The organism is Rhodococcus sp. NPDC019647, assembly GCF_044389235.1.
Classification (GTDB): domain Bacteria; phylum Actinomycetota; class Actinomycetes; order Mycobacteriales; family Mycobacteriaceae; genus Rhodococcus_F; species Rhodococcus_F oxybenzonivorans.
This window is the reverse complement of record NZ_JBIRXS010000025.1, coordinates 1-26,966: the sequence shown is the minus strand read 5'-3', so window position 1 is coordinate 26,966 and position 26,966 is coordinate 1. Positions and strand designations below refer to the sequence as shown.

Genomic DNA, 26,966 nt, shown 5'->3' with positions numbered 1-26,966 from the left:
CTGCTTCTGCCCGCCGGTAACACCGCAGGCCGTGGTAGTCGGCCCGAAGACCTTGTTGCCGTTTGGTACTCGGCGCCATCTTCTATGTCGTGCGGGGTGGTGTCGCGTGGCGGCAACTGCCGACGGAGGTCCCGTCCGCAACCGCGGTGTACGCGATCTTCGCCCGGGGTCCGTGTGGGAGTGTGGCGGCGGATTCGCGACGAGTTGTGTGATCGCGCCCGTGTGCGGGCGGCGGCGATCATCGACACTCAATCGGTGCAGGGTTCCAAACATCGTGCTTGGGTCGAGTCGTAAATACGATGCGGACAAGAAGACGAATCGATGTTAACGGCATATTGCCGTGGACTCGAACGGGCTGCTGCTGGCGGTAGCAGATACCCAGGACCGTGACGGTGCGTTCCGGGCTCCTGGCTGCGCTGGGCGCTCACTGCTCGACGATCACTCTGGTGGGGGCTGTCGGGGGCTGATCGAGGCGTCGAAAAATGCTCTGTCGCTGGCTGTTCAGACTTTCAAGCGCGTCGACGGGATCAAGGGATTCCCGGTTCTTCCGCGCAGGTGGGTGGTCGAGAGAGCGTTCGCGTGGATCTGTAAACACCGGCGCTGCGTCTGCGACTACGAGACGCGGCCCGATCTTCACGAGGCGATGGTCTACATCGCCATGGTCGCGACCGTGTCACCCGGCGCTCGCCCGGGCGTCGTAGCCTGTACCCGAGTTTTCAGATGCACTCTAAGGCAACGAAGAACACCGCACAAGCTCGGATCGGTCCACCCTCGACTGTGCTTTGCGGCTGATGTTTGGCGTGGCTGTAGTGGCTGTGTGCCCCGGCGCTAGTAATTGCTGCTCGTCCCTGCTGGGGTCAGTTCTGTGATGCGTCGCGTACGGTGACGGACTTCGTCAATTCGAGAGAACCTCGAAAGAAGACCTCTTGACAGCGACTAAACTCACCCATACGCTACATAAATACGAATTACCGTTCGTAGTGGTGAACGAGATGTTGAGAACCTCAAGCTACCGGCCGATCATCTCCCACCCGAAAGTCATTGCTGTAAGGGGATCCGAACTCGGAAGAGGGTTCGAGCGGCCCTCCATACCTCATGAAATAATCGAGGAGATGCAACGATGCCGAGTTCAACGGCCGTCCCGACGAACCTGAGTGGGGAAGAACGGGAGAATGTAGTCGGCCGGGTGTTCCGGCGGATCCTGCCACTCGTGTTTCCGATCTTCATTCTGTCCTATCTGGACCGGGTGAACCTGGGGTATGCCCAGCTGGGCATGGGTGCCGAGCTGGGGATCACGGCAGCGGGGTATGGGCTGGCGTCAGCTGTCTTCTTCATCTCGTACTTCTTCTTCGAGGTGCCGAGCAATATGCTGGCGCAGCGCTTCGGCAGCCGGGCATGGCTTACACGGATCATGATCAGCTGGGGCGTGATTACCGTGTTTACGGGGTTCGTCACCAACGAGCACATGCTATACGTGGCGCGGTTTCTGCTGGGCGTCGCCGAAGCCGGGTTTCTTCCGGCCATGGTTCTGTACCTCACTCAGTGGTTCCGCGCTCGTGACCGCGCCCAGGCGATGGCCTGGCTGTTCCTCGCCCACCCGATCGCCTTTCTCCTCGGCGGTGTGATCGGCGGGCTTATTCTCGACCACGTGCACTGGCTAGGCCTCTCGCCGTGGCAGTGGGTCTTCATCCTCACCGGTGTGCCCTCTGTGTTGTTCGGTTTTGTGACCTGGAAGAAACTCCCCGAGTCCCCGGCGTCCGCGCGCTGGCTGAGCGACCGGGAGCGAAGGTGGTTGGTGCGGGAGCTGGACGAGGAGGGTGGTCCGTCCGCCGAGCCCGGTCTGCGCGCGCAGCTCGCAGCCCTGTTGAACGGTCGTGTGCTTTACCTGTCGATCGCGCTGTTGACGTTCGGAATTGGCTTCTATGGCTTCAATCTGTTCGTTCCGCTAATTCTCAAGCAGATCAATCCCGATTTCAGTGCCACCAATATCGGCATGGCGGCGATCGCACCGTATGCCTGTGCTGCCCTCGCCACGCTGCTCCTCCCCAAGTGGGCGAATTCGCCGAAGCGGAGCCTCATTGCGGTCACGGTTCTCTCCTTCGCCCTCGCGCTGGGGCTGACCGGTGTCATCGCCTTCCGGCACCAGCCGGGGTTGGCGTTGGTGGCCCTCACGCTGGCTGCGATCGGCAGTTTCGCGTTCCTCCCGCTGTTCTGGGCCATGACGACGACGACGCTGTCCAAGACCCACGCCATCGTGGGTGTCGCCGTCATCAACTCGATGGCTAACCTCGGCGGTTTCATCGGCCCGTACCTCGTCGGGAAGGGCACCTCGGGGTCGACCGTCACGTCAGGCCTCCTCATACCGGTCATTTCATGTGTGGTGTGCACGGTGCTCCTGCTCTTCTGGAAGAAACTGTTGCCCTCCGGGCCGTCGTTTTCGACTTAGTCGGAGCCGTCAGGGACGATGCGGTTCCGCCGGCCCCGACGAAATGAGATCACGCGTCGGCGCGGTCCGCACGTGAGGTCTGGCCGTATGCGATGGAGAGTGATCCCAGCCAAACAGATTGACCTACCGCAGATCCGTCGAAATTTAGCAGCCAACGATGAGGAGCAGATACGTGACGAACGCAGAATGGGAACCGGCCACCGACGCTGACGAGCAGAGCGAGTTGCCCTTGCAGGGGACGCGCATTCTAGATCTGACCCGTGCGCTCGCCGGGCCCTTCTGCACCGCACTACTCGGCGACCTCGGAGCCGACGTGGTCAAGGTGGAGACCCTCGCCGGCGAGGTCGTACGCCAGTGGGGGCCCTACCAGGACTCGGAAAGCCTCTACTTCATCGCGGCGAACCGGAACAAACGGTCGATCGCCATCGACATCTGGTCCGACAGGGGGCAAGAGCTGCTGCGTTCGCTGGTCGGCCACTTCGACGTCGTCGTGGAGAACTTCCGCCCCGGGGTGCTCGAGTCGCTGGGCATCGGACACGACTGGATGAGCGAGCATCACCCCGACGTGATTCTGGCGTCGATCAGCGGCTTCGGGCACGTGGGCCCGCGAAGCGGCGAAGCATGCTTCGATCAGGTCGCCCAGGGGATGGGCGGTCTCATGTCGATCACCGGCACCGACGAGTCCGGCCCCATGCGATCGGGGGTTCCGTTGTCGGACATGCTGACTGGCATGTTCGCGGCAATGGGGGTCTGTGCCTCGCTCGCAGGGCGTCGCCGCGGTCAGTCGGTGCACACCTCACTCCTCGAGAGTGTGATCGCGGTGCTGATCTTTCACGGACAGCGCTACCTCTCCCTCGGAGAAATACCGCCACGCGTAGGCAACGACCATCCGGTCGTCGTTCCATGCGGGGTGTTTCCCACAGCAGACGGGCAGATCAATATCGTCGCTGGGACCGATCCCCAGTGGGTCGGGCTGTGTAAGGTCCTCGGCGCAGCCGAATTGGCCACCGACGAGCGGTTCGCCACCCCGAAGAAGCGCTACGCGAACAAGGCGGAGCTGTTGCGTGAGATCGAGGCGCGGCTCGCCCTGAAAAGTTCGTCGGAGTGGTTGTCGGCGTTGACCTCGGCGAGTATCCCGTGCGGCCCCATCAACGACATGGCACAAACTTTCAGTGAGCCGCAGGTGCAGGCATTGGGCGTCGTCGAGGAGGTCAAGCACTCAGTTCTGGGCACAATCCCGGTCGCCCGCGGACCCCTCTGGATCGGGGGCGCCCCGACACCGGTCCGGCGGGCAGCGCCAATGCTGGGCGAGCACACCGTGGAGATCCTGAACGAATGCGGCTACTCCAACGACACCATAGCGAGTTTGCGCGCCGACGGTCTCGTCGCCACCGAATCCCGCCCCGACTGAACGATCACAGGCCCAATGACCCTTCACCAGACAAACACTCCGACACCCATCTACACGACAGGATCGCTCGTCGAGCTGCTCGAATTGGAGAAGATCGAGCAAGATGTCTTCCGAGCGAGCGCCGTGTACTTCGACCCGTATCCGCTTTACGGTGGCCAGGTCGCTGCCCAGGCGCTTCGTGCCGCGGGACTGACTGTCTGCGGCGGGCGGTTGCCGCACTCGTTGCACGGGTACTTCCTGCGCCCCGGTGACGCATCGCGTCCGATCGTCTACCAGGTGTTCCGTGAAAGGGACGGCCGCTCTTTCTCTGCCCGACGGGTGCTGGCACTGCAGGGAGAGAAGGCAATCTTCAGCATGTCGACCTCCTTCCACGTGGTCGAGGACGGGCCACAGGCCCAGGTACTCGCCATGCCTACGGTGCCGCTTCCCGACGACTCTGCACCGTACCGGTTCCCCAGACTGTTCTCGTTCGAAGGGCGGCGGGTCGACCAGCGTTTTCCGCACGACGAACTCCTGACCAGATTCTGGGCGCGGTGCACCGAGAACCTGGGCGGGGACCCACTGCTCAACGCCTGCGCTTTGACCTACCTGTCCGACGACTCGAGCGGCGTCGCTCCGCTCGATACGGACAGCCACCGGTCGTGGGCGAGCTTGGACCACACAGTCTGGTTCCACCAACCCGTCGCTGTCGACGAGTGGATGCTTGTCGACCTGGTTCCGCGTCGGGTGGGAAAGGGTCGCGGTTGGTACACGGGCTCGCTGTACCTCGCTGACGGCACGCTGGCCGCAAGCCTGGCTCAGGAGACGCTCTACCGACCTGGGTCGGACCCATACTTCGAGCACTACCGCTAGGTCGTCTCTGTGCCCGCGATGCGTCCTCATATGAACTGCTGACGGTCGCAGATCAGCGGAAACAGATGGCTCCGGCTGTTGTCTCCGATCGGGTCTTGACTATGGTCGCTGTATCGACCCGATAAGCGGAGCAGCAGGCTCCCAGCTCGTCCGTGCACTACATCGTGAAGGGTCTGGTGGCCGCAGGCTTCTCACCGATGACAGCACGTATTCCCTCGGTCCCGCAGTCGGTTAACCCTTGTGATGGCGCTCATTGATCCTGGATCTGGCAAACTTTCCGTGAAGCCACTGCCGTGCTGCATCATTCGAGGCGGATGACACGTTTCCGCAGCAGGTCGAGGTTCGCCCCGTCTATACACCTGCCGGTCAACCCGCTCACCGCCAGCCGTGCCCATATCGGTATTTATGTGCGGGAGTTGACCGAACGATCCAGCCATCGAGGTGCGAACGTGGTGTCCCTCGATTCCGGCTGCGGGCTGGCCAACGCCACGATCCAGCAGCGGCTGATGCCGCCGGTGCGACTGTTCTACGACTACTTCACGAGGGAGGGGCTGCGCGAGCTCAATCCCGTTGGCCGGGGCCACTTCACGTCCGTCCGGCGCGGTGTCGGTCATCAGCGCGGGTTGGTGCCCCGGTTGACGAAGCTGGCGGTGGATTCCCACCGAGGGGCAGGGGGCGGCCATCTTGACCGTCGCCGCCACGGAACCGATTCGCAACCGGGTGATGCTCGCCCTGGCCTACGATGCCGCGTTGCGCCGTGAGGAGCTGTGCGCGCTGCGCACCGACGATCTCGACCCCGCCCACCGCACCTTGCGGATCCGGGCGGGGACGACGAAGAATCGGCTCGAGCGGGTCGTGCCCTATTCGGCTGCAACCGGGGTGTTGCTGTCGGGCTATCTCGCACACCGGGCGAGTCTGAGCCGGGCACGCGGACCGCTGTTCTTGTCGGAGTCCCGCCGCAATCACGCCCAGCCGCTGACCCTGTGGACGTGGCCGAAGGTGGTGCGCCGGATTGCGTTGGCCGCCGATGCTCCGCGGTTCTCCACCCACACCACCCGGCACCTGTCTCTGACCGATCTGGCCCGGATGGGATGGGAACTGCACACGATTGCGACCTTCGCCGGGCATCGCCACACGGACTCGACGCTGCGCCACGTCCGGACGGGATCTGGCCGACAAGCTCGGCCGCGGCATGGACCACATCCACGCCCGGCGCATCGCGATGCTCACCGGCATGAACACCACCGCGGCAGGAGCTCCACAGTGACCGCGCCACTGTCGGGAATTCCTGACGACGTACTCGAATCACGCTGATGTTCACCGCTAGTCGAGCATCGCATCGATACCACCATTGAGGTCCGAGTCGAGGAAGTCACGGCGATCGGTGAACTCGGTGTGCGCAACCTGCGGTGGCTGCAACATCACGATCCGACAGCGCCGGGCCGGCGCGGGATCGAACGATTGCTGCAACCTCTGGAAGCGGTCAATGCCGGTTTGGATTCGCCTGCCACTGCGCATCGGCGGCGTGCCATGGCCGACTGGTCGCGGTGCTGCTGGTGTGTTGCGCCGAGGTGGAGCGGACCTTCTAGGGTTGGAGCACGCAGGAATGGATCGATCTGCTCGGCCGGGATCGAGCCGAGTTCCGCCGGCGCGCACCCGCTTGGGTCGGCGACGAGGTCTGCCACTACCTCGCTGCGCACGCCTACCTGCTGGGCTCCGAGTTCCACCGGCTCGGCAGCTTCCAACGACTGACCTATGGTCGAGCCGGCCCGGACAGGCCGAAGTGGTGGAGCTTGCCCCCGGCGATGAGTCGCCCGCGGTGCCGGCAAGGTCCTCGATCGGACGTCGGGTCGACCGGTGCTGGTAGAGCAGGGCGGCCCGGTTCGGCAACCACCTGAGCACTTACCAATGACCCAGAAGCTCAGTCGAGCGGCTCCACGCCTCTTAGGCGCAACTCCTCGACGTCGAGCTGCGTCTGGATCCGGTGGGCGACGACGTCGTCGATCATTCCCGACTGACGCATCGACCGAAGCACGTCCCGTTTGGGCGTCATCAGTGCCAGGAGGAGTCGGGAGTACTCCTCGTCTTGGACGAGGGGTGTCGACGTTGTGGTCGCGTCAACCTGATCACGGCGCCTGCGGTAGCCCGCGACCAGTCGGTCTCGCACCTCGTCGCCAATCCCCAGACGGCTGCTCAGTTCGGGAGCGGCCGTCAGGGCCGCATCGAGCAGCGCGCGCTCCGTTGTACGCAGCTCGTCGGGGGCCGCCGCGTCCTCGGGAAGCCGGGCCCACGCCGCGACGCGCGGCAGGAGCGGACCCTGGACCAAGAGGGTGAGGACGATGACGCCGGCCGTGACGATGATGATCTCGTCCCTCACCGGGAAGGGACTGCCATCACGGGCGACGGTCGGGACGGACAGCGCTAGGGCCAGCGAGATGGCGCCCCGGAAGCCGGCGACAGCGCTGACGACGCGGGCGCGGTAGTCCATCCGGCGCTCATGCTGCGACGGACGCCGGTCGAGCAACCTGATGATCAGCACGCTCAGCGTCTGGAACACGAACCGGATCACCATGAGGCCGAGCCAGACCGCAACGACGCAACCGAGCAGGCGGACACCGTCCCCGACAGGGATGTTGCGCGTGACAGCATGGGCCTCCAGCCCGATCAGCACGAACAACGCGCCGTTGAGGACGTAGGAACCCAGTGGCCATACCGACTCGGTCGTGCGCCGTGAGGCCGCCGTGCTGATGCGCGTCGAGGCGTAGGCCATGACGAGCCCGGACGTCACCACTGCCAGGACCCCGGAGGCATGGCCGAGCTCTGCCACCAGGTAGGCGACGAAGGGCACGAGCAGGAGGGCGACGTTGATGCTCGTCGCGTCGTGCAGCCGGCGCAGGAGCAGGTAGAAGACGAACGCCACTCCGACTCCGGCGAGCACTCCCCCGACGTAGGACCGAAGGACGAGACCCGTCACGTCCAGGGACGAGTAGCTGTCGCCGGCCGCGATGCCGATCGCGATGCCGTAGACGACCAGGGCCGTTCCGTCGTTGGTGAGACTCTCTGCCTTGAGGATCATGAAGTTGCGATGGGGCAGCGAGCGGCCGAGCGCGCCGACAGCCGTGGCGTCGGGCGGCGCCACGGCCGCGCCCAGGACCAGCGCAGACGCCCATGGGATCCCAAAGGCATGGGCGATTCCCGCGACGCCGAAGGCGGTTGCCACGACGAGCAGGGTGCTCAGGAGGACGACGGCACGAAAGTCCCGCCTGATCGCCCGAAGCGAGGTGGTGAGGCTCTCCCAGAACAACATCACGGGGAGGAAGAGCAACAGCACGAACTCCGGAGGCAGCTCGATCTCGCGCAGCTCCGGGACGAATCCAAGGACGATCCCCACACCAAGCAGGAACAGGGGCGTCGCCATCCGCAGGCGTGGGGCCAGCACGCTTCCGACCAGGACCGCCGTTCCGAGGACGACGGTGATCTCAAGCCCGTTCATCAGGACGCCGACCGTGCGAAGGACTGGCTGAATCGCTGCCCTCCCAGGACGAGACTTCGCGCGCTGCCGATCCGCTGCCGTTCGTAGTCGGCCAGTGCCTCTCCCACGGCGTTGCGGTCGAGGCCGGTTGTGAGCGCGCTGGCCGCGGCCTCTGCATCGCTCAAGGAGGCGCTGAAGCCGGAGCCTGTCATCGGGCTGGGCACGTGGGCGGCGTCGCCGATGATGACGATGCGGCCTGCGGCGAGCTTGTTCGGCACGTACTCCGCGATGGGGATGCCGATGATCGACCGACGTTCGACGCCGTCGCGAACCGCGCTGCTCCAGGGCTCGGGCCAGCTGTACTGAGCCTCGCGGGCAAGCTCGGTGTAGGTCTCCGAGGGGATGTCGATGGGCCTCAGCGAGTGCTGCACGACGTTGTTCTTCACGCTGCCCATCGCCTTGAACAGGTTGTTCCTGGTGGCGTCGTACCAGGCCCAGCCGAGTCGCCGCTGGCCGGGCGTGGCCTGGCCGTCAGGCCCGGGGAGGGGGTAGCCGAGCATGAGCCCGTCATGGCTGTCGAGGAACGCCACGTCGCGAGGCCACCGTGACGACGGCGGCAGGGATGCTTCGTCGCTCACGCCGAGCCAGATGATGTAACCGGCGAAGGCGGCATCGGGTGCTGTGGGCGCGACCGCTCCGCGTACGACGCTGCTGTGGCCGTCTGCGCCGATGACCGCCGCGCCGGTGAACGTGCGGCCGTCGTCAGTCGTGACCCACGCTCTCTCGTCGTCTTGGCCGACGGTCTGGACTCGGGCGCGGTGGTGCAGGGTGATGCGCGGGTCGGCTGTGACGGCGGTGGTGAGGTGGGCGTGGACTGCCGTCCAGGAGTGGATGCCCGGGGTGACCGAAGTCGCCGAGCTGGACGGCTGGGTCGGGAGTCGTACACCGGTGACGCGTTCGAGTCGGGCAGGGTCGACTCCCACGGCGGCTCCGGTGCGCGGGTCGGCGCCGGCGCGCTCGAGCATGGTGACCTCGATGCCCGAACGTGAGAGCGCGAGGCCGGTCATGAGTCCGGCGAGCGAGGCGCCGACGACGATCACGGGATCGGACTCGTTGGCAATGGACATGAAGGGACTTCCTTGGGTGTTCGTGGGGGTCAGGAGTAGCCGGTGGGCTTGCGGACGGTGTACGGCGCCTCAAGGGCGGCGATCTCGTCATCGGTGAGGCGGACGTCGACGGCGGCGATGGCGTCGGCGAGGTGGTACTCCTTGGTGGCGCCGACGATGGGCGCGGAAACGACCGGGTGGCGCATGACCCACGCCAGGCCGACCTGGGCCATCGAGATGCCACGGTTCTCGGCGACCTGCTGCACGGCGTCGGCGATGTCCTTGTTGCCGTCGCCGTCGAAGGCGGACTTGCCAACGGGATCGTTCTGCGACCGCTCGGTCTGCACCCCCAGGGGCGGGCGACCCGGCCCTTGGCCAGTGGGCTCCACGGGATGGCACCGACGCCCTGGTCAGCGAGCAGCGGGAGCATCTCGCGCTCCTCCTCGCGTTGCATGAGGCTGTACTGGTTCGTCATGGAGACGAACCGGGTCCAGCCGTGCAGGTCGGCGGCGTACTGCATCTTGGCGAACTGCCAGGCCCACATCGAGGAGGCACCGAGGTAGCGCACATTGCCCGCCTTGACCACGTCGTGGAGGGCCTCCATGGTCTCCTCGACCGGCGTCCCAGGGTCGAACCGGTGGATCTGGTAGAGGTCGATGTATTCCGTGCCGAGTCGCGTGAGGGAGGCGTCGACCTGCTCCATGATGGCCTTGCGGGACAGACCGGAGCAGCCGGGACCGTCGTGCATCTTGGGGAACACCTTCGTGGCCAGGACGACGTCCTCACGGCGGGTGTAGCGGTCGATGGCACGCCCGACGATCTCTTCGGAGGTGCCGTATCCGTAGACGTTGGCCGTGTCCCACAACTAATCCAGGCCTCGACTGCCTGCCTGAAGATGGGCGCGGCGCCGTCGTCGTCGAGCGCCCAGCTGCTGAAGCCCCGTGATGTGTCACCGAAGCTCATGCAAACCAGCGCGATGCGGCTGACCTTAAGACCAGAGTCACCGAGACGTGTGTACTCCATGGTGTTCTCCCTGTGTGGTGTGGTGTGGCGGGTGGTGTGATCCTGTTCAGACAGCGAGCTCGCCGGCGAGGGCAGCGGCGCGGTCAGGCTCGGTAGGCCCCTGGTCGGTGGTCGAAGCCGTCGCGCGCAGGGCGCCGAGGACGGCGAGCGGTACGAGGCCGAGGAGCACCATGACGGCGCCGACGATCTCGGGTCCGGTGGTTCCGAGGGAGGACTCGAGGGCTGCTCCGGCGACCGCCGACCCGGCGGCGATGCCGACGTTGAACGCCGAGACGGCCAGGGCGGCGGCCAGCGAGGGTGAGTGGTGACCAAAGCGGACCGCGAGGGGGGTGGCGATGGCGGTGACGGCCATGCCGGACGCGCCGAGCAGGACGACCAGCACGATGGTCGGCACGGTCATGGTGGACAGCGGGATGAGCAGCAGGAGGACGGCTGTGGAGCTGAGGGCGATGACCGTGAAGGTGCGCAGCGGTCCCCGGTCTCCGAAATGGCCAGCCAGGTTGGTGCCGATGAGCGAGCCGACGCCGAAGCCGACCAGGACGAGCGGCACAACGTCGCCGGACAGGCCGGTGCGCTCGGTGAGCAGCGGCGAGACGAAGCTGAACGCGGCCATGAAGCCACCGGTGACCAGCGCGGTCGCGGCCAGGACGAGCCACAACCGTCCCTGGGTGAGGACGCCGGCCTGCTCGCGCAGTGACGACGCCGTCTCGCGGTCGCTGTGCGGGACGAGGCGGGCGATGCCGGCCGCTGCGAAGGCCGAGACGACGGCCAAGCCCCAGAACACTCCGCGCCAGCCGACGAGCTGGCCGACGAACGAGCCGAGCGGGACGCCGACGACCGTGGCGAGGGCCACGCCGCTCATCAAGGTGCCCATGGCGCGGGCGCCGTTGGCGGCACCGACGGCGGCGACCGCCACGGCGGCGGCCACGGCGAGGAAGGTGCCGGTGGCGAGCGCGGTGACGATGCGGGCGATGAGGACCACCGTGAAGGACGAGCTGATCGCGGCGACGACGTGGCCGGCTGAGAAGACCAACAGTGCGGCGACCAGAGTCGAGCGCTGCGGGACACGGGCGGTGGCGATCGCGATGAGCGGGGCGCCGACGATCATGCCGACCGCAAAAGCGGTGATGAGCAGGCCGGCGCGCGCGACGCTGACGTCGAGGTCCGCGGCCAGCTCAGGCAGGAGGCCGGCGATGACGAACTCGGTCGTTGCGGTCAAGAACGTGCCGACGGCGAGGAGCATGACGACGAAGGGCAGTTTGACGACGGCTGTTGCGGTGACCGCTGCGCCGTGCTCCGTGGACGGGTGCGTGGAGATGGAAGGACCTTTGCTCTGGGCGGCTCGGGGGCCGCGCGGTTCGAGGTCCCGCGAAGGCGGGCAAGAACCATGGAACCCGTCCTCGCGTCGACGTGGGAGCCTCGCTCGTGAGGGGTCCTGGCAGGGACCCCCAGCCCCCCGCGAGGTCCGCTAGGCCTGCGTCTCGTCGCCCGGTGCGGCTGCCGCCTCGGTGGAGGTGTGGCGCTCCTCGGCGAAAGTCGCGGCATAGCTGGCGAGGAGTCCGAGCTTCTCCTCCGCAGCGCTTCCGGGCGGGGCACTGTAGACGGTGATCGCGAGCCCGTCCTCGCCCGGAACATCCATCGACTCGTGCTCGAGGGCGAGCTCGCCGACCACAGGATGGTTGAACCTCTTGGTGCCCTCACGGAACAGGTGGATGTTGTTGGCGCCCCACATGACCCGGAAGGCGTCGCTTCGGGTGGACAGCTCCCCGATCAGGTTCGACAGCTCGCGGTCGTAGGGGTTACGTCCTGCGCGGACCCTGAACGTCCCGACGGCGCCACGGGCGACCTGCTCCCAGTCGAGGTAGAACCGCCGTGCCGCGGGGCTGCGGAACACGAAGCGCGCGGTGTTCTCGCGGGCGACGGGGTCGTCGTACCGCTCGGCGTACAGGGCCCGGCCGAGCGGGTTTGCCACGAGGATGTCGAAGGTGTCGTTCTGCACGAAGGCGGGCAGCTCGGGCATCTTCTCGACGATGCGCGCGACGCTCGACCGAACGACGGGACGAGCAGGCTTGGCGCCGCGGCCCAGGCGCGCAGGCGAGGAGTTCGCGGCGCGCGCCAGGTCGAACAGGTTCGTACGTTCGAGGTCGTCAAGCTGCAGAGCTCGTGCCACCGACTCCCAGACACTGTCGGAGACACCCTGGAGGTTGCCGCGCTCGAGGCGGGTGTAGTACTCCACGCTGACTCCCGCCAGAGTCGCAACCTCATTGCGGCGCAACCCAGCGACGCGGCGTGTGCCGTAGACCGGCAGGCCCGCCTGCTCGGGCGTCACCTTCTCGCGACGCGACATGAGCGCGACATGAGGAAGTCGCGCACCTCGGCTCGATTGTCCATGCCCTCGAGCGTAGGCGCGGCGCGCGGGAGGTGGGGGTCCCTGCTGGTACCCCTCACGGCAGAGCCTCCCGCGCGCACGAGGATGCGCGTTTGCTGGAGGCATGTCCCGCATCTTCATCACCGGCTCCACCGACGGGCTCGGCCTGCTCGCGGCTCGCCGACTCCTCGACCAAGGACACGACATCGTCCTGCACGCCCGTACACCGCAGCGCGCCGCCGACGTCCTGGACCGCGCCCCGCAGGCGAGCGACATCGTGGTGGGAGACCTGTCCACCTTCGCCGCAACCACCGATGTGGCTGCACAGGTCAACGAGCTCGGCCGGTTCGACGCGGTCATCCACAACGCCGGGATCGCCTACAACGACCCGCGGCGCATCGAGACCGATGACGGCATCACCACCATGTTCGCCGTCAATGTCGTTGCGCCCTACCTCCTCACAGCGTTGGTCACACGCCCGTCGCGGCTCGTCTACCTCAGCTCGGGCATGCACCGAGGAGCAGACGCCTCGCTCGACGACCCGCAATGGACGTCGCGCCGCTGGTCGGCCACGCAGGCCTACTCCGACTCCAAGGCCCACCTGACAAGCCTCGCCCTCGCCGTGGCGCGCCTGTGGCCCGACGTCCTGGTCAACGCCGTCGACCCCGGCTGGGTGCCCACGAAGATGGGCGGCCCCGGAGCCTCCGACGACCTCGACCTCGGCTCCCTCACACAAGCGTGGCTCGCCGTCAGCGACGACCCGGCCCCCACCGTCACCAGCGGCTACTTCCACCACCAACGCCTTCAGCGGCCCGACCCCGCCACCACTGAGCCGCAGACCCAGGACGCGCTCCTGGCCTACTGCCGTGACCTCACCGGGGTCGCCCTTCCCAGGACGTCCTAGCACCACACGCCAGCTGGTCGAGACACGCCTCGCTTGCACGCAATGACCGACAAACCAACGATGCAGAGGAACGAATTCATGACTGAGACCAACACTTGGTTCATCACCGGCGCAGGCCGCGGCATGGGCGTCGACATCGCGCGAGCAGCGCTTGCTGCGGGCCACCGCGTCGTCGCCGCCGGCCGCGACACCGAGACTGTGGCACGCGCGCTGGGCGACTCCGACTCGCTGCTCGTGGTGAAGCTCGACATCACCAAGCCCGCCGAGGCCGAGGCAGCCGCCCAGGCTGCGATCGAGCGATTCGGACGGATCGACGTACTGGTGAACAACGCCGCTAACTTCTATGCCGGCTTCTTCGAGGAGACCAGCGATGAGCAGGTGCGTGCCCAGTTCGAGACCAACGTGTTCGGTCCCATGAACGTCACCCGCGCGGTCCTTCCGCTCATGCGCCAGCAGCGCGCCGGGCATGTCATCACCATCAGCTCACTTGCTGGATTGACCGGTCTCGAGTTCGTCGCGGCTTATGCGTCGAGCAAGTTCGCCATCGAGGGATGGATGGAGTCGCTGCACTTCGACGTCGAGCCCTACGGCATCCGGACCACCCTCGTCGAGCCAGGCTTCTTCCGCACTGAGCTCCTGGTCGAGGACTCCTCGACCGTTTGGCCAGCCCTGTCGATCGACGACTACGCAGAGCGCACCGCGGCCGCCATCCCGAATTGGCGGTCGATGAACGGCACGCAAGCAGGTGATCCGGCCAAGCTCGGAGTCGCACTCGTCCAGATCGCCGACACCGACGAGCCTCCACTTCGCTGGGTCGCCGGTGCCGATGCGGTCGCAGCGATCGAACAGAAGGCTCACGACCTGCTCTCGCAGATCGAGGCCCACCGCGAGCTCTCCTGCTCGCTCGCCCACGACGATGCCTGACCACCCAGACCAAGGAGCACACCACCATGACCACTGGCACACCCGCCCAGCCGCACGTCACTCTCAACAACGGGGTCCAGATGCCGGCCCTGGGCCTCGGGGTCTACCAGAGCGCCCCCGAAGAGACCACCGACGCCGTCCTCGCAGCGCTCAAGACCGGCTACCGCCACATCGACACCGCGGCCGCCTACTTCAACGAGGAGCAGGTCGGTCAGGCGATCGCCCGCTCCGGACTTGAGCGTACCGAGATCTTCGTCGAGACCAAGCTATGGATCAGCGACTACGGGTACGACGCCGCACTGCGCGGGTTCGACAAGAGCGCCCGCAAGCTCGGCGTCGACCAGATCGACCTGCTCCTGCTCCACCAGCCGCTCGCCGAGGACTTTGCGCAGACGATCGCCGCCTACCAGACCCTCGAGACCCTGCTCGCCGACGGCCGCGTCCGCGCCATCGGCGTCTCCAACCAGACCCCCGCCGAGCTCGACAGGCTCATCGCGGAGACCGCCGTCGTCCCCGCGGTGAACCAGATCCAGGTCCACCCCTACTACACCCAGCCCGATTGGCGAGCCGGCAACGACCGCCACGGCATCCTCACCCAGTCGTGGTCACCCATCGGCGGCTCGTACAACTACGGCAACGCCGACAAGAACCCGCTCGAGGACCCCGTCGTCGTCGCTCTCGCGGAGAAGTACGGCAAGACCGGCGCACAGGTCGTGCTGCGCTGGCATCTCGACCACGGCTGGTCCGCCATCCCCAAGTCGGTCAAGCCACACCGCATCGCGGAGAACTTCGACGTCTTCGACTTCACCCTCACCGCCGACGAGATCGCCTCCATCGACGCCCTCGACACCGGCGTACGTGGCGGCCCCGACCCCGACAGCCTCAACCTCGCCGAGCACGGCTGGGTCATCCCCGACTGAGGATCGCCCGGGACCCCGTCGCCGCCCCAGCCACCCACAGTGAAAGGACCGAACTCCATGCCGACCGAACGAGCCCGCCTCAACCGCACCGAGCTGTTCTCGACGCCGGACGCACCCCTGGCCGAGACAGACCCCGAACTGAGCGAGATCTTCGACAACTTCGCCCTCGACCAGGTGCTCGAGGACACCGACCTACCGGTCCGCCTGCGCCTGATGGTTCAGCTCGCCGCCCTGATCGCCGCAGACAGCACGGATCAGTACCGCACCATGCTCGAGGCTGCGCTGGCCACGGACGTCACGCCGGGCGAGGTCAAGGAGGTCGTCTACCAGACGGTGCCCTACGTCGGGATGGGCCGCGCGTCGGAGTTCCTCACCATCACCAACGACGCCCTCGTCCAGCGCGACATCAGCCTGCCGCTCCCCGCGCAGAGCACCACCACAGTCGAAGATCGCTTCGAGAGGGGCCTGGTGGCACAGAAGGAGATCATCGGCGCCGAGACCATCGACCGCCTGTACGACAGCGCCCCAGCTGACGAGCTGCACTTCCAGCGATACCTGTCGGCGAATTGCTTCGGGGACTTCATCACCCGCGGTCTCCTCGACATCGCGACTCGCGAGCTGATCGTCTTCGCGGCCTTGGTCTCGCTTGGCGGTGTCGATCCCCAGGCACAGTCCCACGCGGGCGCCAACCTCCGGGTTGGCAACACCAGGGCAACGATGCTCGCCGTATTGACCTGCCTGCTCCCCTTCATCGGCTACCCACGCACGCTCAACGGGCTGCGAGCCCTCAACGCCGTGGCGCCGGCTAACAGCTGACCATCAAGACATAGGACATATCAGCATGGATCTCACGCCCGTCAGCCCCACTGCCAAGGCTCCGGCCCACGCTTTCACTGGCGACGTGTACGTCACCCCCCTCAAGCGCAGGGACGACGAGTCACGCCTGATTGCCAGTCTCGTTCGTTTCACCCCGTGCGCCCGCACCCACTGGCACTCGCATGCTCTTGGTCAAGCGCTCTACTGCACTGAGGGCGAGGGTCTGGTCGTCAATCGCGACGACCGCGTGCTGCGCCTCCGTGCCGGTGACACCGTCTGGACCCCACCGGGTGAGGAGCACTGGCACGGGGGCACGGACGCGACCGTCATGTGCCACGTCGCGATGCTCGTCGGTGACGAGGACGGCGACGGCACCACGTGGCTCGAGCCCGTCACCGACGAGCAGTACGCCGACGCGCACCGGGTCCAACCGACCTGAACCGACACCCCTTCGCTCGACCCCGAACTGGAACGAGGAAACATATGTCCCGCCTTGCAGGAAAGACCGCGCTCATCACCGGCGGCAACTCAGGTATCGGCTTCGGCACTGCGCGCCGGATGGTCGAAGAAGGTGCATTCGTCTACATCACCGGACGCAACCAGGAACGCCTAGAGGAGGCCATTTCCAGGCTGGGTAGCAACGCCCGTGCCCACCGCGCCGACGTCACCGACCGAGCCGCGATGGTCGCCGTGGCCGAGGCTATCCAGGCGGAGCGCGGGACGCTCGACATCGTCTTCGCCAACGCCGGCGCGGCTTGGTACAACACGATCGACAAGCTCACGGAGGAGCAGATCGACAATGGCCTTGCTCTTGACATCAAAGGGACGATCTTCACTGTCCAGGCTGCACTTCCCCTGATCCCACCGGGAGGAGTGATCATCGTGAACACCTCCATCACCCAGGACATGGGCCTGCCGACCTTCGGGGTATATGCCGCCGCTAAAGCCGGCCTGCGGAGCCTTGTCCGCACGTGGACCAACGAGTTGAGGGACCGTCGGATCCGCGTTAATGCCATCAGTCCTGGCACCACTCACACCGAGGTGTTCGAGAAGGACATGGGCGTGGAGGCAGCCGCCGCGTACCTCGAGCGCGTCGTCGAAGAGATCCCGTCCGGCCGGGTCGGCCTACCCGAGGACATCGGGAACGCCGTCGTCTACCTCGCCTCGGACGAGGCAAGCTTCGTCAACGGCGCCGAGCTCACCGTCGACGGCGGACAGGTCCAGATCTACGCGGGCCACAACTGAAGATTCGTGTTGAGCGTCAAGACCTCTCCAAGGGCGCGAATGGGTCTGCTGCTCGAACTCGGACTCTGCAGCATCAAAGCCGCGACCTTGGCGGGGCTCTGGCGCTTCGCTCGGCTCTTCGACGGCCGACCCGAAGCGGGAAGTGACACCTCCCGCCGTGTCCTGGGCCTCGACTTGTTGAGTTGATGGGCCTCATCAGTTGGCGGCCCAGCGCCCTGCTTTCGACCGAGTAGCTCGAACGAGCCTGGACGCCCTGCAGAGCCCCTTCGACAAGACAGTGATGTTGTGCATCCGCACCAACGCGTCCGCGACCAGTACCTCGACAGCCATATTTCGGACGTCGACGAACGTGTATGCGCGCAGAGCGATCTTGCTCGAATAGCGCGGGATGGGGTTGCTTCGCCAGCAACGACGTAACTCCCGACCTCAGTGGCGTTGCAGTCCTCGTATTCCACAACGAGAAGCAGGTGGCGGCGATTGCCGTCGCCGGACCGACCACGCGGATCTGTTCACGTCTCGACGAGATCGCCAACGCGGCAATCAAAGAGGCGCATCGAGTGACGGAGCGCTTGGCTTCGATGTAAGTGGGCTGAAGGGCGGCGGGTCGGTCGGCGACCGACTTTGCGGGTGCAGGGTTGCGTTCAATGTGTTCGCGCGACCCGTCGCGCATTATGTCTGCCGGGGTGTTCAGTCATTGGGTCGGATTTTCGCCGCCGCACCTGAGTAGGTCAGGATGCGGATCGTGAGTAGCCGGATCCTATTCGACGGATCATGCGTTCGTTGTGAACGCTGGCAACCAGACAGCTTCGGTTCTTGGGCGGCAGGATTAAACTGCCTGCCGTCCGGGCCTATCGTGCGTCAACTGTAGAAAGAGCCGTCATGTTGGTGCGGCGATTTCGTCGAGGAGTCGTGCGAGTCGCTCGGGATGCGTGAGGAAGGGGGAGTGTCCTCCCGGGAACTCGATCGCCGGGCCTCCAAGTCTTTCGATGCTTACGCCCCGTGACCACTCAGGATTGGTCGCGCGATCTGCCTCGCAGACGATGTAGGTGCTCGGCACCTCAGGCCAGGTCTCGAGGGGGCAGATTTCGGAGTAGCCAGTAGTCGCGACGGGTAAGCATCGAGAGTAGGCTTCGCGAGCCAGCGAGGGTTCGACGTCGTGGTAGTAGGCGTCACGGGCCAGTTCCCAGTCGATGAGACTCCTTCCCTGGTCATCGTAGGTAATCCGGTTCCACGGAAAAGTCTTGGCCTCGGGGTGGATCTTGAGGTAGTCGACGTACGACATGCCGGGCATCGGGACGTTCGCGGCAACGAAGACCAAGTGCCGCAGGGGGGCCTGGGTGGCCAGGACCGGAAGCATTAATCCTGCCAACGAATGGCCGACGACGACGAGATCGTCGGCTTCGGCCCCCCTCATGGATTGGGCGACCACGTCGGCCCAGTCCTTGACGCTGGCTTGGGGATCATCCATCGGGATGTCGGGTGCGATGGTGTGGTGTCCCAACGATTCGAGCACTGGGCGCACCAAATTCCAGTGCCAACCCCGGTGCCCACCGCCGTGGACCAGTACGAATGTGGTCATCAGGTCCCCCTCGTGGCATTGTGCTGCGACGCGATGGACGTCCGACTGCGGTGCGTACTGTCGGCTTCGATAAGTGCCTTCTTCTGGATCTTGCCCATTGCGTTTCGTGGCAGCTCTTCGACGATCCGCACCTCGCGGGGACGTTTGTGTACGGACAATGATTGTGCAACGAAGTCGATGAGGGCAGCGTCCTTCAGGGTGTCACCGACCACGTAGGCGATGATCCGTTGTCCGAGATCAGGATCGGGGCGACCAATTACGGCGGCCTCGCGTACCCCGGGATAGCCGAGCAGTGCCTGTTCGACCTCACCTGCGCCTATTCGGTATCCACCGGATTTGATCATGTCGACGGATTCGCGTCCTACGATCCGATGGAATCCTTCTGGGTCGATTACGGCTATGTCGCCGGTCTTGAACCACCCGTCTTCGGTCATTGATTCTTCGGTCTTGGTCGGATTGTCGAGATAGCCGTCGAAGAGGGTGGGCCCGGCGATCTCGAGTTGCCCGAGTGATTGGCCATCGTGCGGTGCAAGGACTCCCGATGCGCGTAGGCGAGTTCGAATTCCGGTGATCGGGAGTCCCACCCAACCGGGCCTGCGGTCGCCGTCGAATCGTGTGCTGGTGGTGATGAGTGTTTCGCTCATGCCGTATCGCTCAATCGGTGCGGATCCTGTGAGCGTTGTCAGCGCGTCGAAGACCGTCGCAGGCAGCGGGGCGCTTCCAGAGACCAGCAACCGTGCGTGGGTCAGGGCTCGAGCAGACGATTGGTCTGCGCAGACGCGGGACCAGACTGTGGGGACACCGAAGTACATCGAGCCGCGTGCCGCGGCGTAGTTTACGGGCTTGGGTCGAACGGTGTGGATGAGCGGAGAGCCGGCGCGGAGGGCGCCCAAAACGCCCAGAACCAAGCCATGCACGTGAAACAGTGGAAGTCCGTGCACCAAAACATCTTCTGCTGTCCAGTGCCACGCGTCGATGAGTCCGTCGAGTCCAGCTGCGATTGCCTTGCGAGAGAGAATTACTCCCTTAGGTGCCCCCGTTGTTCCGGATGTGTAGACGATCAACGCCGGCAGATTCATGTCAGGTTCGGGATAGCTGACAGCCGATCGCGCATTCGGGTCGACCTTGATTACGGGCAAGGACACCTCGTCGCGGGGTTGTCCGAGCCAGAGTTCTGACCCTGAGTCGACCAGTATGTGCCGACGTTCATCAGGTCCCGAGTCGGGTGGTACGGGCACTGCTGCGACACCAGCCATCAGGCATCCGACTGTGGCCACGATTGTGCTGATATCCGCACTTGCATCGACGGCTACGCGTTTGGCTCCCGCGACTTGGTCGGCAACCGCAGCTGCGGCTGCCGTGAGCTCCTCGGGCGATAACCGCTGATCGCCCACCCTTACCGCGGTATCGCGGTTGTTCCGCGGATCGGACAGGGAAGTGAGAAGTGCGGACATCTGCGGCCCCTTTCGAACGAGGATGGCTGGGGAAGTGTAGGCCGCTGCTCTGATTGGCGGACTCAACCCCATTTGCACCGCACTCGTTCCCGAATATGAATGTGGATACGTTATTACGAATCGATGTGGGTGTCAATGGGTGCGCGCTTCTGCTTTGCTTTGTTCCCTCGGATGCGCTCCAGATGCCTCGATAGTTCGAAGGAATCGGGACGCATCCCCTGCTGGAGGATCGCGAATAGTGGTGGCGCCGAACGCGGCACCACAGCGCGGCCACTACATCGGGGGCCTGTCCGCGGCCGGGTGGAAATGGGGCGCCGCGCGTGAACGTGATTGATGACAGCAGTCGAAGGAGGATCACCTTGGCGGTGTTCGGCGATGCAGAAGTGGAGAGATGCAGGAGGTGGTTCACTCTCGCTGAACGTGTCCTCAACTGCGCCATGTAGATCAGTAGACTCGGATGTGTTGTTCGCAAGCAGGTCTGCTCATCCTTGAATGGCGGTCAGGAAGACAATCTAGGTAACCTCCACCGGCAGGGCGGATGCGGAGCGTGAAACGATGTTCCGTGACAGCAGGACCTCGACGAGAAGGATCACGCCAGCGGCGGCGATGAACCAGCCGGTGCGGTGGATTCCTTCATCCCCGATAACGTGTCCGGCGGTGACCTGGAGGACGACGGCGGAGAGGTTTGCGCCGATGTTCTGCACTGTGCGGTACATGCCGATGGCGGTGCCGACTTCGGCGACGGAGGTGACCGAGTTGATGAGATTTTGGTTACCGATGTTGTTGAATCCCTGGGGTACCCCGAGGACGGCGGCCACGAGAAGTAACACGATGATCGGGGCGGTGGAGCGCTCGACGGATGCGAGCAGCAGACCGCCGACGAGCAGTGCGCAGGTTCCGACGACGAGCGTGCGGCGCGCACCGAAGCGTCGGTAAGTCCACGAGGCGACGATCGTGGAACAGATGGCCACGGCGGCCACTGGTAGCATCGTCAGACCTGCTTGGGTGGCACTCATTCCCCTCGCGTACTGCAACCACTGCGGTATGCCGAAGAAGACGCAATAGAAGGTCGTGTAGGTGAGCAAGGTGCGGGCTAGCGTCGCGCTGAGGGCACGGTTGCGGCTGAGGGCTCGGACGTCGATGAACGGTTCGCCAGCCCGCCGTTCACGCACCACGAAAAGCGCTAGGGCCACAGCCCACACGGGTATCAGCCACCAGACCGGCTCGCCGCCCAGCGATAACAGGAACAACATGGTCGTGGTGATGAGCGCGAGAAACAACGTGATGCCTACGATGTCCAGCGAGTTCAGCATCTGACGTCCCGACGCTGAGGTGCCACCCACGAATCCGACGTCGGCGAAACGCGTGACCGCGATTGCGCTCAACACGACTACAGGCAGGTTGATCCACAAGATCGACTGCCACCCGAATGTTCCGACCAGAAGCCCGCCCACCGTGGGGCCGAGCGCAGCTACAGCCTGACTGCAGATGACAAGGGTCATGAGTGCTGTGCGCGGCTGCCGACAGTAGCGTTCGGCATAGCCGCGGATCATGGTCATCGCGTTGGGGAAATGGGTTGCCATGCCGACGCCGAGAAGGATGTATGCGGCGATGAGCCACCCCACATCCGGCGCGAGCGATCCGACGATCGAACCGACCCCGACTAGCGCCAGCCCGACGAGATACACCCGACGGGCACCAAACAAAGCGCCCAGCCGTCCTCCCATCGGTGCGGTGACAGCGGTCGCGATGTAGAGGGCAGAGATCACCCATGAGATCCCTGCTGATGTCCCGAAATGGGTCGCCATTGCGACGATCGCGATGGCGATCATCGAGGCGTTCAAGGGCTGGAGAATGGTGCCCGACGAGACGGAGCCGCTCACACGGAACGGGACGGAGGGGGAGTCATTGGTTGCTCGGGTGTCGGTGACGGTCACGACTGCATCAGTGACTCCTGACTCCGTGAGGGTTCGGGGGTTTCGGCGAGGCGGCGCAGGAGGCGTCCCGCGATGAAAAGCAACTCGCGTTCGGCGTCTGTGCACCTGTCGGCGAGCACGGCTGACAACCATTCGCTGTGCTTGGCCCGGTCCTCGACCAGGGTCTGGTGACCGGCTGCGGTGATCGCGACAATGCTTGCTCGCGCATCCTCTGGGTCGGCAGTGCGGGAGAGCGTGCCGGCCTCCTCGAGCGTCGAGACGGTGCGCGCGATGGACTGTGGTGCCACCTGTTCGAGGTTTGCGAGTGCGCGAGCGCTCATCGCACCCTGTCGAGGTGTCCCAGAGCCTGCAATTGCGTGGGCGTCAGCAGGTGTCGCGCCCGTTTCGTTCGGATCCGGCGGGTGAACAACACCACATCCTCGCGAAGCTGATCGATTCGATCTTCGTCTTCCATATCGCCCCATCGTTGAGTCTATTAGACAGGGTAACTGGCTAATGATCGGACGTGTACGCGGAATGCGCAGGACGTTTATCACATTTATTAGGCAGTAATGCTGATTAAGTCGGATGGTTCGCCGCGGGCGTACCGCCGCGGCGTCGGACTCGGCTCGACAGGATTCCCGCGCGCTGACCTGCACCTACGCCGTCAAGTGTCGGGACAAAACCGCGGACCGTACGGCACTGAATACCGCAGCTCGCCGCTGAGGGTCCCTGCCGGTACCCCTCACCGCGGAGACTCCCACATCCGGCGCGTCCCCGGTTTCATGGTGCATGGCCCGCTTCCGTGGCCAGCTGGGCCTGCCGCCCACCGCTTGTGCCTCACTGATGTAAAGGTTCTACCGATATGTTCTCTCGCAGAGAGAAAACCACCAAACTGCCATTCGTCGTGTTACTGCTGGCCCTTGGCACCTTCCTGATGAGCACCACAGAGTTCGTCATCGCGGGTCTCTTGCCCGAGATGGCCTCCGATCTCGGGGTCGGCGTGCCTGAAGCGGGCATGTTTATGACGGCTTTCGCAATTGGCATGATCGTCGGTGCGCCCACGATCTCGATCGCCACCCGCCCGAGCGCTCCACTCTGGTTCTGTCGCTGGTGGTCTTCGCTGTCGGCCACGTGGTCGCCGCCCTCAGCCCCTCCTTCACAGTCGTGGTTGGAGCCCGCGTGATCACTGCGTTGGCCACTGGCGCCTTCTTGTCTGTCGCCGCAGTCGTAGCCACTTCCACAGCGGGGCCTCGCGCTGGCTCGCGCGATGGGCGTAATGATGAGCGGCGTGAGCCTGGCTATCGTGGCCGGTACCGCTGGGTTCGTGGGTCGGTCAGGCGATCGGCTGGCGAGGAATCTTTTGGTCGTGGGCCGCCCTTGCCGCTGTGGCAGTTGCTGGTTATCGGCCGATTCGCTCCGCCCGAGGAACGCCGCGACGTCGTCCCTGTCCGCTCTCAGCTCGGCGTGCTGCGCCAGGGCAAACTTGTGGCTGGTCCTGGCCGCCACCGCACTCGTCTCAGGCGGGTTCCTGGCCGCCTACAGCTTCATCTCTCCGCTGCTCACCGAGCGGACCGGACTCTCCGCGGGCTCCGTGCCGTTGGTCCTGGTCGGCTTTGGTGTCGGTGCCCTGGTGGGCACAATTGCGGCTGGGCGGTTCGGCGACCGCAAGCCATTGACGACTTTCCTCAGCATCGCAGTCGGTTCCGGGCTTGTCATACTCCTGCTCATCCCGCTGTCGAGCTACGCCTTGCCCACCGTCGTTCTGGTGGTGCTCCTGGGTCTGACGGGTATGGCCGTGACGTCTATTGCGACCCACCTGGCTGTGCGCTTTGGACACTCCGGCCCCGCACTGGCCGCAGCTCTGACGGTGTCGGACTTCAACGTGGGGATCGCCGCTGGCTCATGGCTTGCGGGCCCCGCGCTCGATTCCCCGCTCGGCGCGACCGGCCCGGAGTGCATCGGCGTGATCATGGTCGGCGTCGGCTTGATTCCGTTGATTGTCCTCGCCGCAAAGCGTGCAACGCGGTCCGATACGTCAGCGGTATCCGTTTCCGTGCTCGGACAGGACAAGGAGGCCTCGGTAGGGACTCACGTGGCTGTCTGAGCCCTCGCTCCTTGCATCGCACGGCGTTGCTCCCCCCGGGCGAGCGAAACGAGTCGGTGCTCGCAGGTTTCCTGCGCATGAGTGAATGGTCCGTTCAATTCGCGTCCGCGGCGGTGCAACGCATATCAGGAACCAGATCGAGAGGGCGGGGGATACGTATTTCGGTCACTTCGCAGCCAGGCATGAGCATCGCGCAGGCGGGCCGCGCTGCACCTGCGTCAACCGGCACGTGCGATTTGACCTCTGGGCATAGCGCACACGACCACGGCAGCCGGCACTGTGGACGAGCAGGTCGGGCAGTGATCCGCGACGACCCAGAGCGGTTGACATGACTGCGGTCACACTCTAACGTTGCGACGTAATTACGTACGCGCATTCATGATCATGAATACCGGTGAAGCTGGGGAGTTCCTAATGAGTAGGTTGCGTTACTTAGGTACGGCTTCCAGTCTTTCGCTCCTGCGGATCGTGCCGACAGGTGCCGCGGCGCCGGTCGCAGTGCAAAGCCAGATGGCAGAACCGGTGAGGTCAAAGCCAACTGAGGTGCAGGCTATCTGCGGCCGATCGCGTCGGATGAAAATGAACCCCCACAAGGTCCTCCGCTGTCGTGAATCCACAGATGACCTTCATGGCACCCGCCTCGAGGCCGAGCAGGTTGGGCTCCGCGTACTGCCCGGTTCAAGTAGATGTGACGACGTTCTCTGCGACTGTCAAAATGTAAGAGAGATTAGGAGTACCTCATGACGACCTCTTCACCTTCTGAGGAAGGCCCGCCGTCGGCATCGACGGCCAGCGGTCGCCCACCGGCCCGGCCAATGGAAGTTCGCGCCGTTGCGAGCGGTGCGTTGGGCTCTGCCCTGGAGTACTTCGACTTCGCTGTCTATGGGGCGCTCGCAGCCACCATTTTCCCGAGCCTCTTCTTTTCCGACCTCGGTTCCACTGGGGCGTTGCTCGCGTCCTTTGCCACGTTTGGTGTCGGGTTCGCGGCCCGACCGGTGGGTGCCATCGTTTTCGGTCATCTCGGTGACCGATTCGGGCGCAAACCCATCCTCTTTGCCACACTGATGTTGATGGGTGGATCATCGATTCTGATCGGTGCTTTGCCAACCGGCAAAGGCGTCGGCATCGCGGTGTTGCTCGTGGGGCTGCGCTTCATCCAGGGTTTCTCGCTCGGTGGTGAGGCCATCGGGAATCAGCTGATGACCATGGAGCACGGTGACAAGAGTCGACGCGGCCTCCTGGGTTCGTTCATCACGATGGGCTCACCGATCAGCCAGGTCATGGCCAACCTCTCGCTGGTGATACTGAGCGCGATGCTCACCACCGAGCAGTTCGAATCGTGGGGCTGGCGGATTCCCTTCCTCGGCAGCATCTTGGTCGTGGTAATCGCGGTCTTTATTCGACTCAAGCTTGAGGAGACCCCCGCGTTCATCGCGAACCAGGAAGAGGAGGCTGAGTCACCGGCCGCGAAGCCCGCCGGCAAGGGTTTGCGAGTGCTCAAGACGCATCCGCTCAAGGTCACTCAGCTGGCGCTTTCGTGGGGTGGGCCCGCCCTCTCCTTCTACCTCGTTGCGGTATACGGACTGAATTACCTGACCAAAGAGACCGACATCTCGCGCGACACGACCTTCACGATTCTTATGGTCGCCAACGGAGTCTCCGTAGTGGCGTGCTTGTTCGGCGGATGGCTCTGCGATCGAATCGGCCGCAAGCCGATCATGCTCGGAGGGATTGCCGGTGCCTTCGTCGGTATCGGACTGTTCTTCACGGTCGCGGGGTCCGATGTCCTCGTGACGGGACTCATCGTGACGCTTGTGCTGAGCTCGGTCCAGTTCCTCAGCGGTGCGCAGCCGGCACTATTCGCGGAGCAGTTTCCCACGGAGAGTCGCTTCTCCGGCGCCGCGCTTTCTCACACGTTCGCCAATCTGATCTTCTCAGCGCCTTCGCCGTTCATCGCTGCAGCATTGGCCGCGGTCGGAGGCACGAAGCTCGTCATGCTGTTCACTCTTGCAGTACTGATCGTCTCGGCGATCGCAGTAACCAAGTTGCAGGACGGACGTCACCTCAACCTCGAGGAGTTCACCGAGTTGGAACTACCGCGTGAAACAGAACAGGCTCGCGCCTAACCCAGCACCGGTGGTTGCTCGGTAGTCGCTGGGCAAGGCGGTCGAGCCGGGATGCAGTCTGTCGGAAGCGGAGCGAAGTCTCGGCCAACGAGCCGTGGATGAGCCTAAGGCCGCTAGCCTCGGGGACACCGATGACGTGAACGAACGTGAGTCGCTGGTTTGTGTTGGGTGGTCGCACCGCAAGGGTGCGGCCACCCAACTAAGCCTGAATCCACCGACGTGATGCCGAAGCCCGTTCCGGCCGGGCGAGTGGATGTATGGGCAGTTGCGGGCATGCGGTGACCGCTGGTCTGCCCA

23 protein-coding genes and 2 pseudogenes are annotated in these 26,966 nt (G+C 64.9%); 15 read left to right on the top strand and 10 right to left on the bottom strand.

The window, feature by feature from the left end:
• Nucleotides 1–89: 89 nt before the first annotated feature.
• From ACH49N_RS29935 to ACH49N_RS29910, 6 genes are all read left to right on the top strand, one after another.
• Nucleotides 90–212, top strand: a complete 123-nt coding sequence (locus ACH49N_RS29935) for a hypothetical protein (protein ID WP_358276371.1) — start codon at nucleotides 90–92, stop codon at nucleotides 210–212.
• A 128-nt stretch (nucleotides 213–340) separates the two neighbouring features.
• The gene (locus ACH49N_RS29930) at nucleotides 341–832 is read left to right on the top strand and encodes a transposase (RefSeq protein ID WP_358276369.1); all 492 of its coding nucleotides are present in this window, start codon (nucleotides 341–343) and stop codon (nucleotides 830–832) included.
• A gap of 288 nt (nucleotides 833–1,120) precedes the next feature.
• Nucleotides 1,121–2,446, top strand: coding sequence for an MFS transporter (locus ACH49N_RS29925; RefSeq protein WP_358276367.1), 1,326 nt, complete (start codon nucleotides 1,121–1,123; stop codon nucleotides 2,444–2,446).
• A gap of 172 nt (nucleotides 2,447–2,618) precedes the next feature.
• Nucleotides 2,619–3,857 carry a CoA transferase gene (locus ACH49N_RS29920; RefSeq protein WP_358276365.1) on the top strand — a complete coding sequence of 413 codons (1,239 nt, stop codon included), beginning with the start codon at nucleotides 2,619–2,621 and terminating at the stop codon, nucleotides 3,855–3,857.
• A 15-nt stretch (nucleotides 3,858–3,872) separates the two neighbouring features.
• Nucleotides 3,873–4,709, top strand: coding sequence for an acyl-CoA thioesterase domain-containing protein (locus ACH49N_RS29915; protein WP_358276363.1), 837 nt, complete (start codon nucleotides 3,873–3,875; stop codon nucleotides 4,707–4,709).
• A gap of 684 nt (nucleotides 4,710–5,393) precedes the next feature.
• A complete protein-coding gene (locus ACH49N_RS29910; protein WP_358276362.1) occupies nucleotides 5,394–6,023 on the top strand; it encodes a site-specific integrase in 630 nt (209 codons plus the stop codon).
• Between the two features lie 607 nt (nucleotides 6,024–6,630).
• Here ACH49N_RS29910 and ACH49N_RS29905 read toward each other — a convergent pair.
• The 6 genes and pseudogenes from ACH49N_RS29905 to ACH49N_RS29880 form a co-directional block, all read right to left on the bottom strand.
• Complete coding sequence (locus ACH49N_RS29905) at nucleotides 6,631–8,202, bottom strand: Na+/H+ antiporter (protein ID WP_358276360.1); 1,572 nt, start codon at nucleotides 8,200–8,202, stop codon at nucleotides 6,631–6,633.
• Nucleotides 8,202–9,308: an FAD-dependent monooxygenase gene (locus ACH49N_RS29900; protein WP_358276358.1), complete on the bottom strand. Its 1,107-nt coding sequence runs from the start codon at nucleotides 9,306–9,308 to the stop codon at nucleotides 8,202–8,204. Before ACH49N_RS29900 ends, ACH49N_RS29905 begins: the two co-directional genes overlap by 1 nt.
• A 29-nt stretch (nucleotides 9,309–9,337) precedes the next feature.
• Nucleotides 9,338–9,676, bottom strand: a complete 339-nt coding sequence (locus ACH49N_RS29895) for an aldo/keto reductase (RefSeq protein WP_358276357.1) — start codon at nucleotides 9,674–9,676, stop codon at nucleotides 9,338–9,340.
• A 32-nt stretch (nucleotides 9,677–9,708) separates the two neighbouring features.
• Nucleotides 9,709–10,152, bottom strand: a pseudogene (locus tag ACH49N_RS29890) (aldo/keto reductase); the annotation flags it as partial.
• A gap of 204 nt (nucleotides 10,153–10,356) precedes the next feature.
• Nucleotides 10,357–11,553, bottom strand: coding sequence for an MFS transporter (locus ACH49N_RS29885; RefSeq protein ID WP_358276355.1), 1,197 nt, complete (start codon nucleotides 11,551–11,553; stop codon nucleotides 10,357–10,359).
• Between the two features lie 225 nt (nucleotides 11,554–11,778).
• Entirely contained in the window at nucleotides 11,779–12,657 is an 879-nt protein-coding gene (locus ACH49N_RS29880; RefSeq protein WP_358276353.1) for a helix-turn-helix transcriptional regulator, read from the bottom strand.
• A gap of 145 nt (nucleotides 12,658–12,802) precedes the next feature.
• Here ACH49N_RS29880 and ACH49N_RS29875 point away from each other — a divergent pair, with 145 nt between their 5' ends.
• The 7 genes from ACH49N_RS29875 (at nucleotide 12,803) to ACH49N_RS29845 (ending at nucleotide 18,071) form a co-directional block, all read left to right on the top strand.
• Nucleotides 12,803–13,582, top strand: coding sequence for an SDR family NAD(P)-dependent oxidoreductase (locus ACH49N_RS29875; RefSeq protein WP_358276351.1), 780 nt, complete (start codon nucleotides 12,803–12,805; stop codon nucleotides 13,580–13,582).
• A gap of 78 nt (nucleotides 13,583–13,660) precedes the next feature.
• Nucleotides 13,661–14,506, top strand: coding sequence for an SDR family NAD(P)-dependent oxidoreductase (locus ACH49N_RS29870; RefSeq protein WP_358276349.1), 846 nt, complete (start codon nucleotides 13,661–13,663; stop codon nucleotides 14,504–14,506).
• A 26-nt stretch (nucleotides 14,507–14,532) separates the two neighbouring features.
• Complete coding sequence (locus ACH49N_RS29865; RefSeq protein ID WP_358276347.1) at nucleotides 14,533–15,426, top strand: aldo/keto reductase; 894 nt, start codon at nucleotides 14,533–14,535, stop codon at nucleotides 15,424–15,426.
• A gap of 57 nt (nucleotides 15,427–15,483) precedes the next feature.
• Nucleotides 15,484–16,242, top strand: coding sequence for a carboxymuconolactone decarboxylase family protein (locus ACH49N_RS29860; RefSeq protein ID WP_358276345.1), 759 nt, complete (start codon nucleotides 15,484–15,486; stop codon nucleotides 16,240–16,242).
• A 25-nt stretch (nucleotides 16,243–16,267) separates the two neighbouring features.
• On the top strand, nucleotides 16,268–16,681 hold the full coding sequence (locus ACH49N_RS29855) for a cupin domain-containing protein (RefSeq protein WP_358276344.1): 414 nt from the start codon (nucleotides 16,268–16,270) through the stop codon (nucleotides 16,679–16,681).
• 44 nt (nucleotides 16,682–16,725) lie between these two features.
• On the top strand, nucleotides 16,726–17,487 hold the full coding sequence (locus ACH49N_RS29850) for an SDR family oxidoreductase (RefSeq protein ID WP_358276342.1): 762 nt from the start codon (nucleotides 16,726–16,728) through the stop codon (nucleotides 17,485–17,487).
• Between the two features lie 353 nt (nucleotides 17,488–17,840).
• On the top strand, nucleotides 17,841–18,071 hold the full coding sequence (locus ACH49N_RS29845; RefSeq protein WP_358276339.1) for a hypothetical protein: 231 nt from the start codon (nucleotides 17,841–17,843) through the stop codon (nucleotides 18,069–18,071).
• 293 nt (nucleotides 18,072–18,364) lie between these two features.
• Here ACH49N_RS29845 and ACH49N_RS29840 read toward each other — a convergent pair whose 3' ends face one another.
• The 4 genes and pseudogenes from ACH49N_RS29840 to ACH49N_RS29825 all read right to left on the bottom strand — a co-directional run bounded on the left by ACH49N_RS29840 (nucleotide 18,365) and on the right by ACH49N_RS29825 (nucleotide 22,911).
• Nucleotides 18,365–19,066: an alpha/beta hydrolase gene (locus ACH49N_RS29840; protein WP_358276337.1), complete on the bottom strand. Its 702-nt coding sequence runs from the start codon at nucleotides 19,064–19,066 to the stop codon at nucleotides 18,365–18,367.
• Nucleotides 19,066–20,520, bottom strand: a complete 1,455-nt coding sequence (locus tag ACH49N_RS29835) for an acyl-CoA synthetase (RefSeq protein ID WP_358276335.1) — start codon at nucleotides 20,518–20,520, stop codon at nucleotides 19,066–19,068. The genes ACH49N_RS29840 and ACH49N_RS29835 overlap by 1 nt, the downstream gene beginning before the upstream one ends.
• Nucleotides 20,521–21,032: 512 nt before the next feature.
• Complete coding sequence (locus tag ACH49N_RS29830) at nucleotides 21,033–22,457, bottom strand: MFS transporter (RefSeq protein WP_358276333.1); 1,425 nt, start codon at nucleotides 22,455–22,457, stop codon at nucleotides 21,033–21,035.
• Nucleotides 22,454–22,911, bottom strand: a pseudogene (locus ACH49N_RS29825) (MarR family winged helix-turn-helix transcriptional regulator). The gene ACH49N_RS29830 and the pseudogene ACH49N_RS29825 overlap by 4 nt, the downstream one beginning before the upstream one ends.
• A 1,011-nt stretch (nucleotides 22,912–23,922) precedes the next feature.
• Here ACH49N_RS29825 and ACH49N_RS29820 point away from each other — a divergent pair.
• Nucleotides 23,923–24,543 (top strand): hypothetical protein, encoded by a 621-nt coding sequence (locus tag ACH49N_RS29820; RefSeq protein WP_358276331.1) that lies wholly within the window; start codon nucleotides 23,923–23,925, stop codon nucleotides 24,541–24,543.
• Nucleotides 24,544–25,283: 740 nt separating this feature from the next.
• Nucleotides 25,284–26,669, top strand: coding sequence for an MFS transporter (locus ACH49N_RS29815; protein ID WP_358276329.1), 1,386 nt, complete (start codon nucleotides 25,284–25,286; stop codon nucleotides 26,667–26,669).
• Nucleotides 26,670–26,966 lie beyond the last annotated feature (297 nt).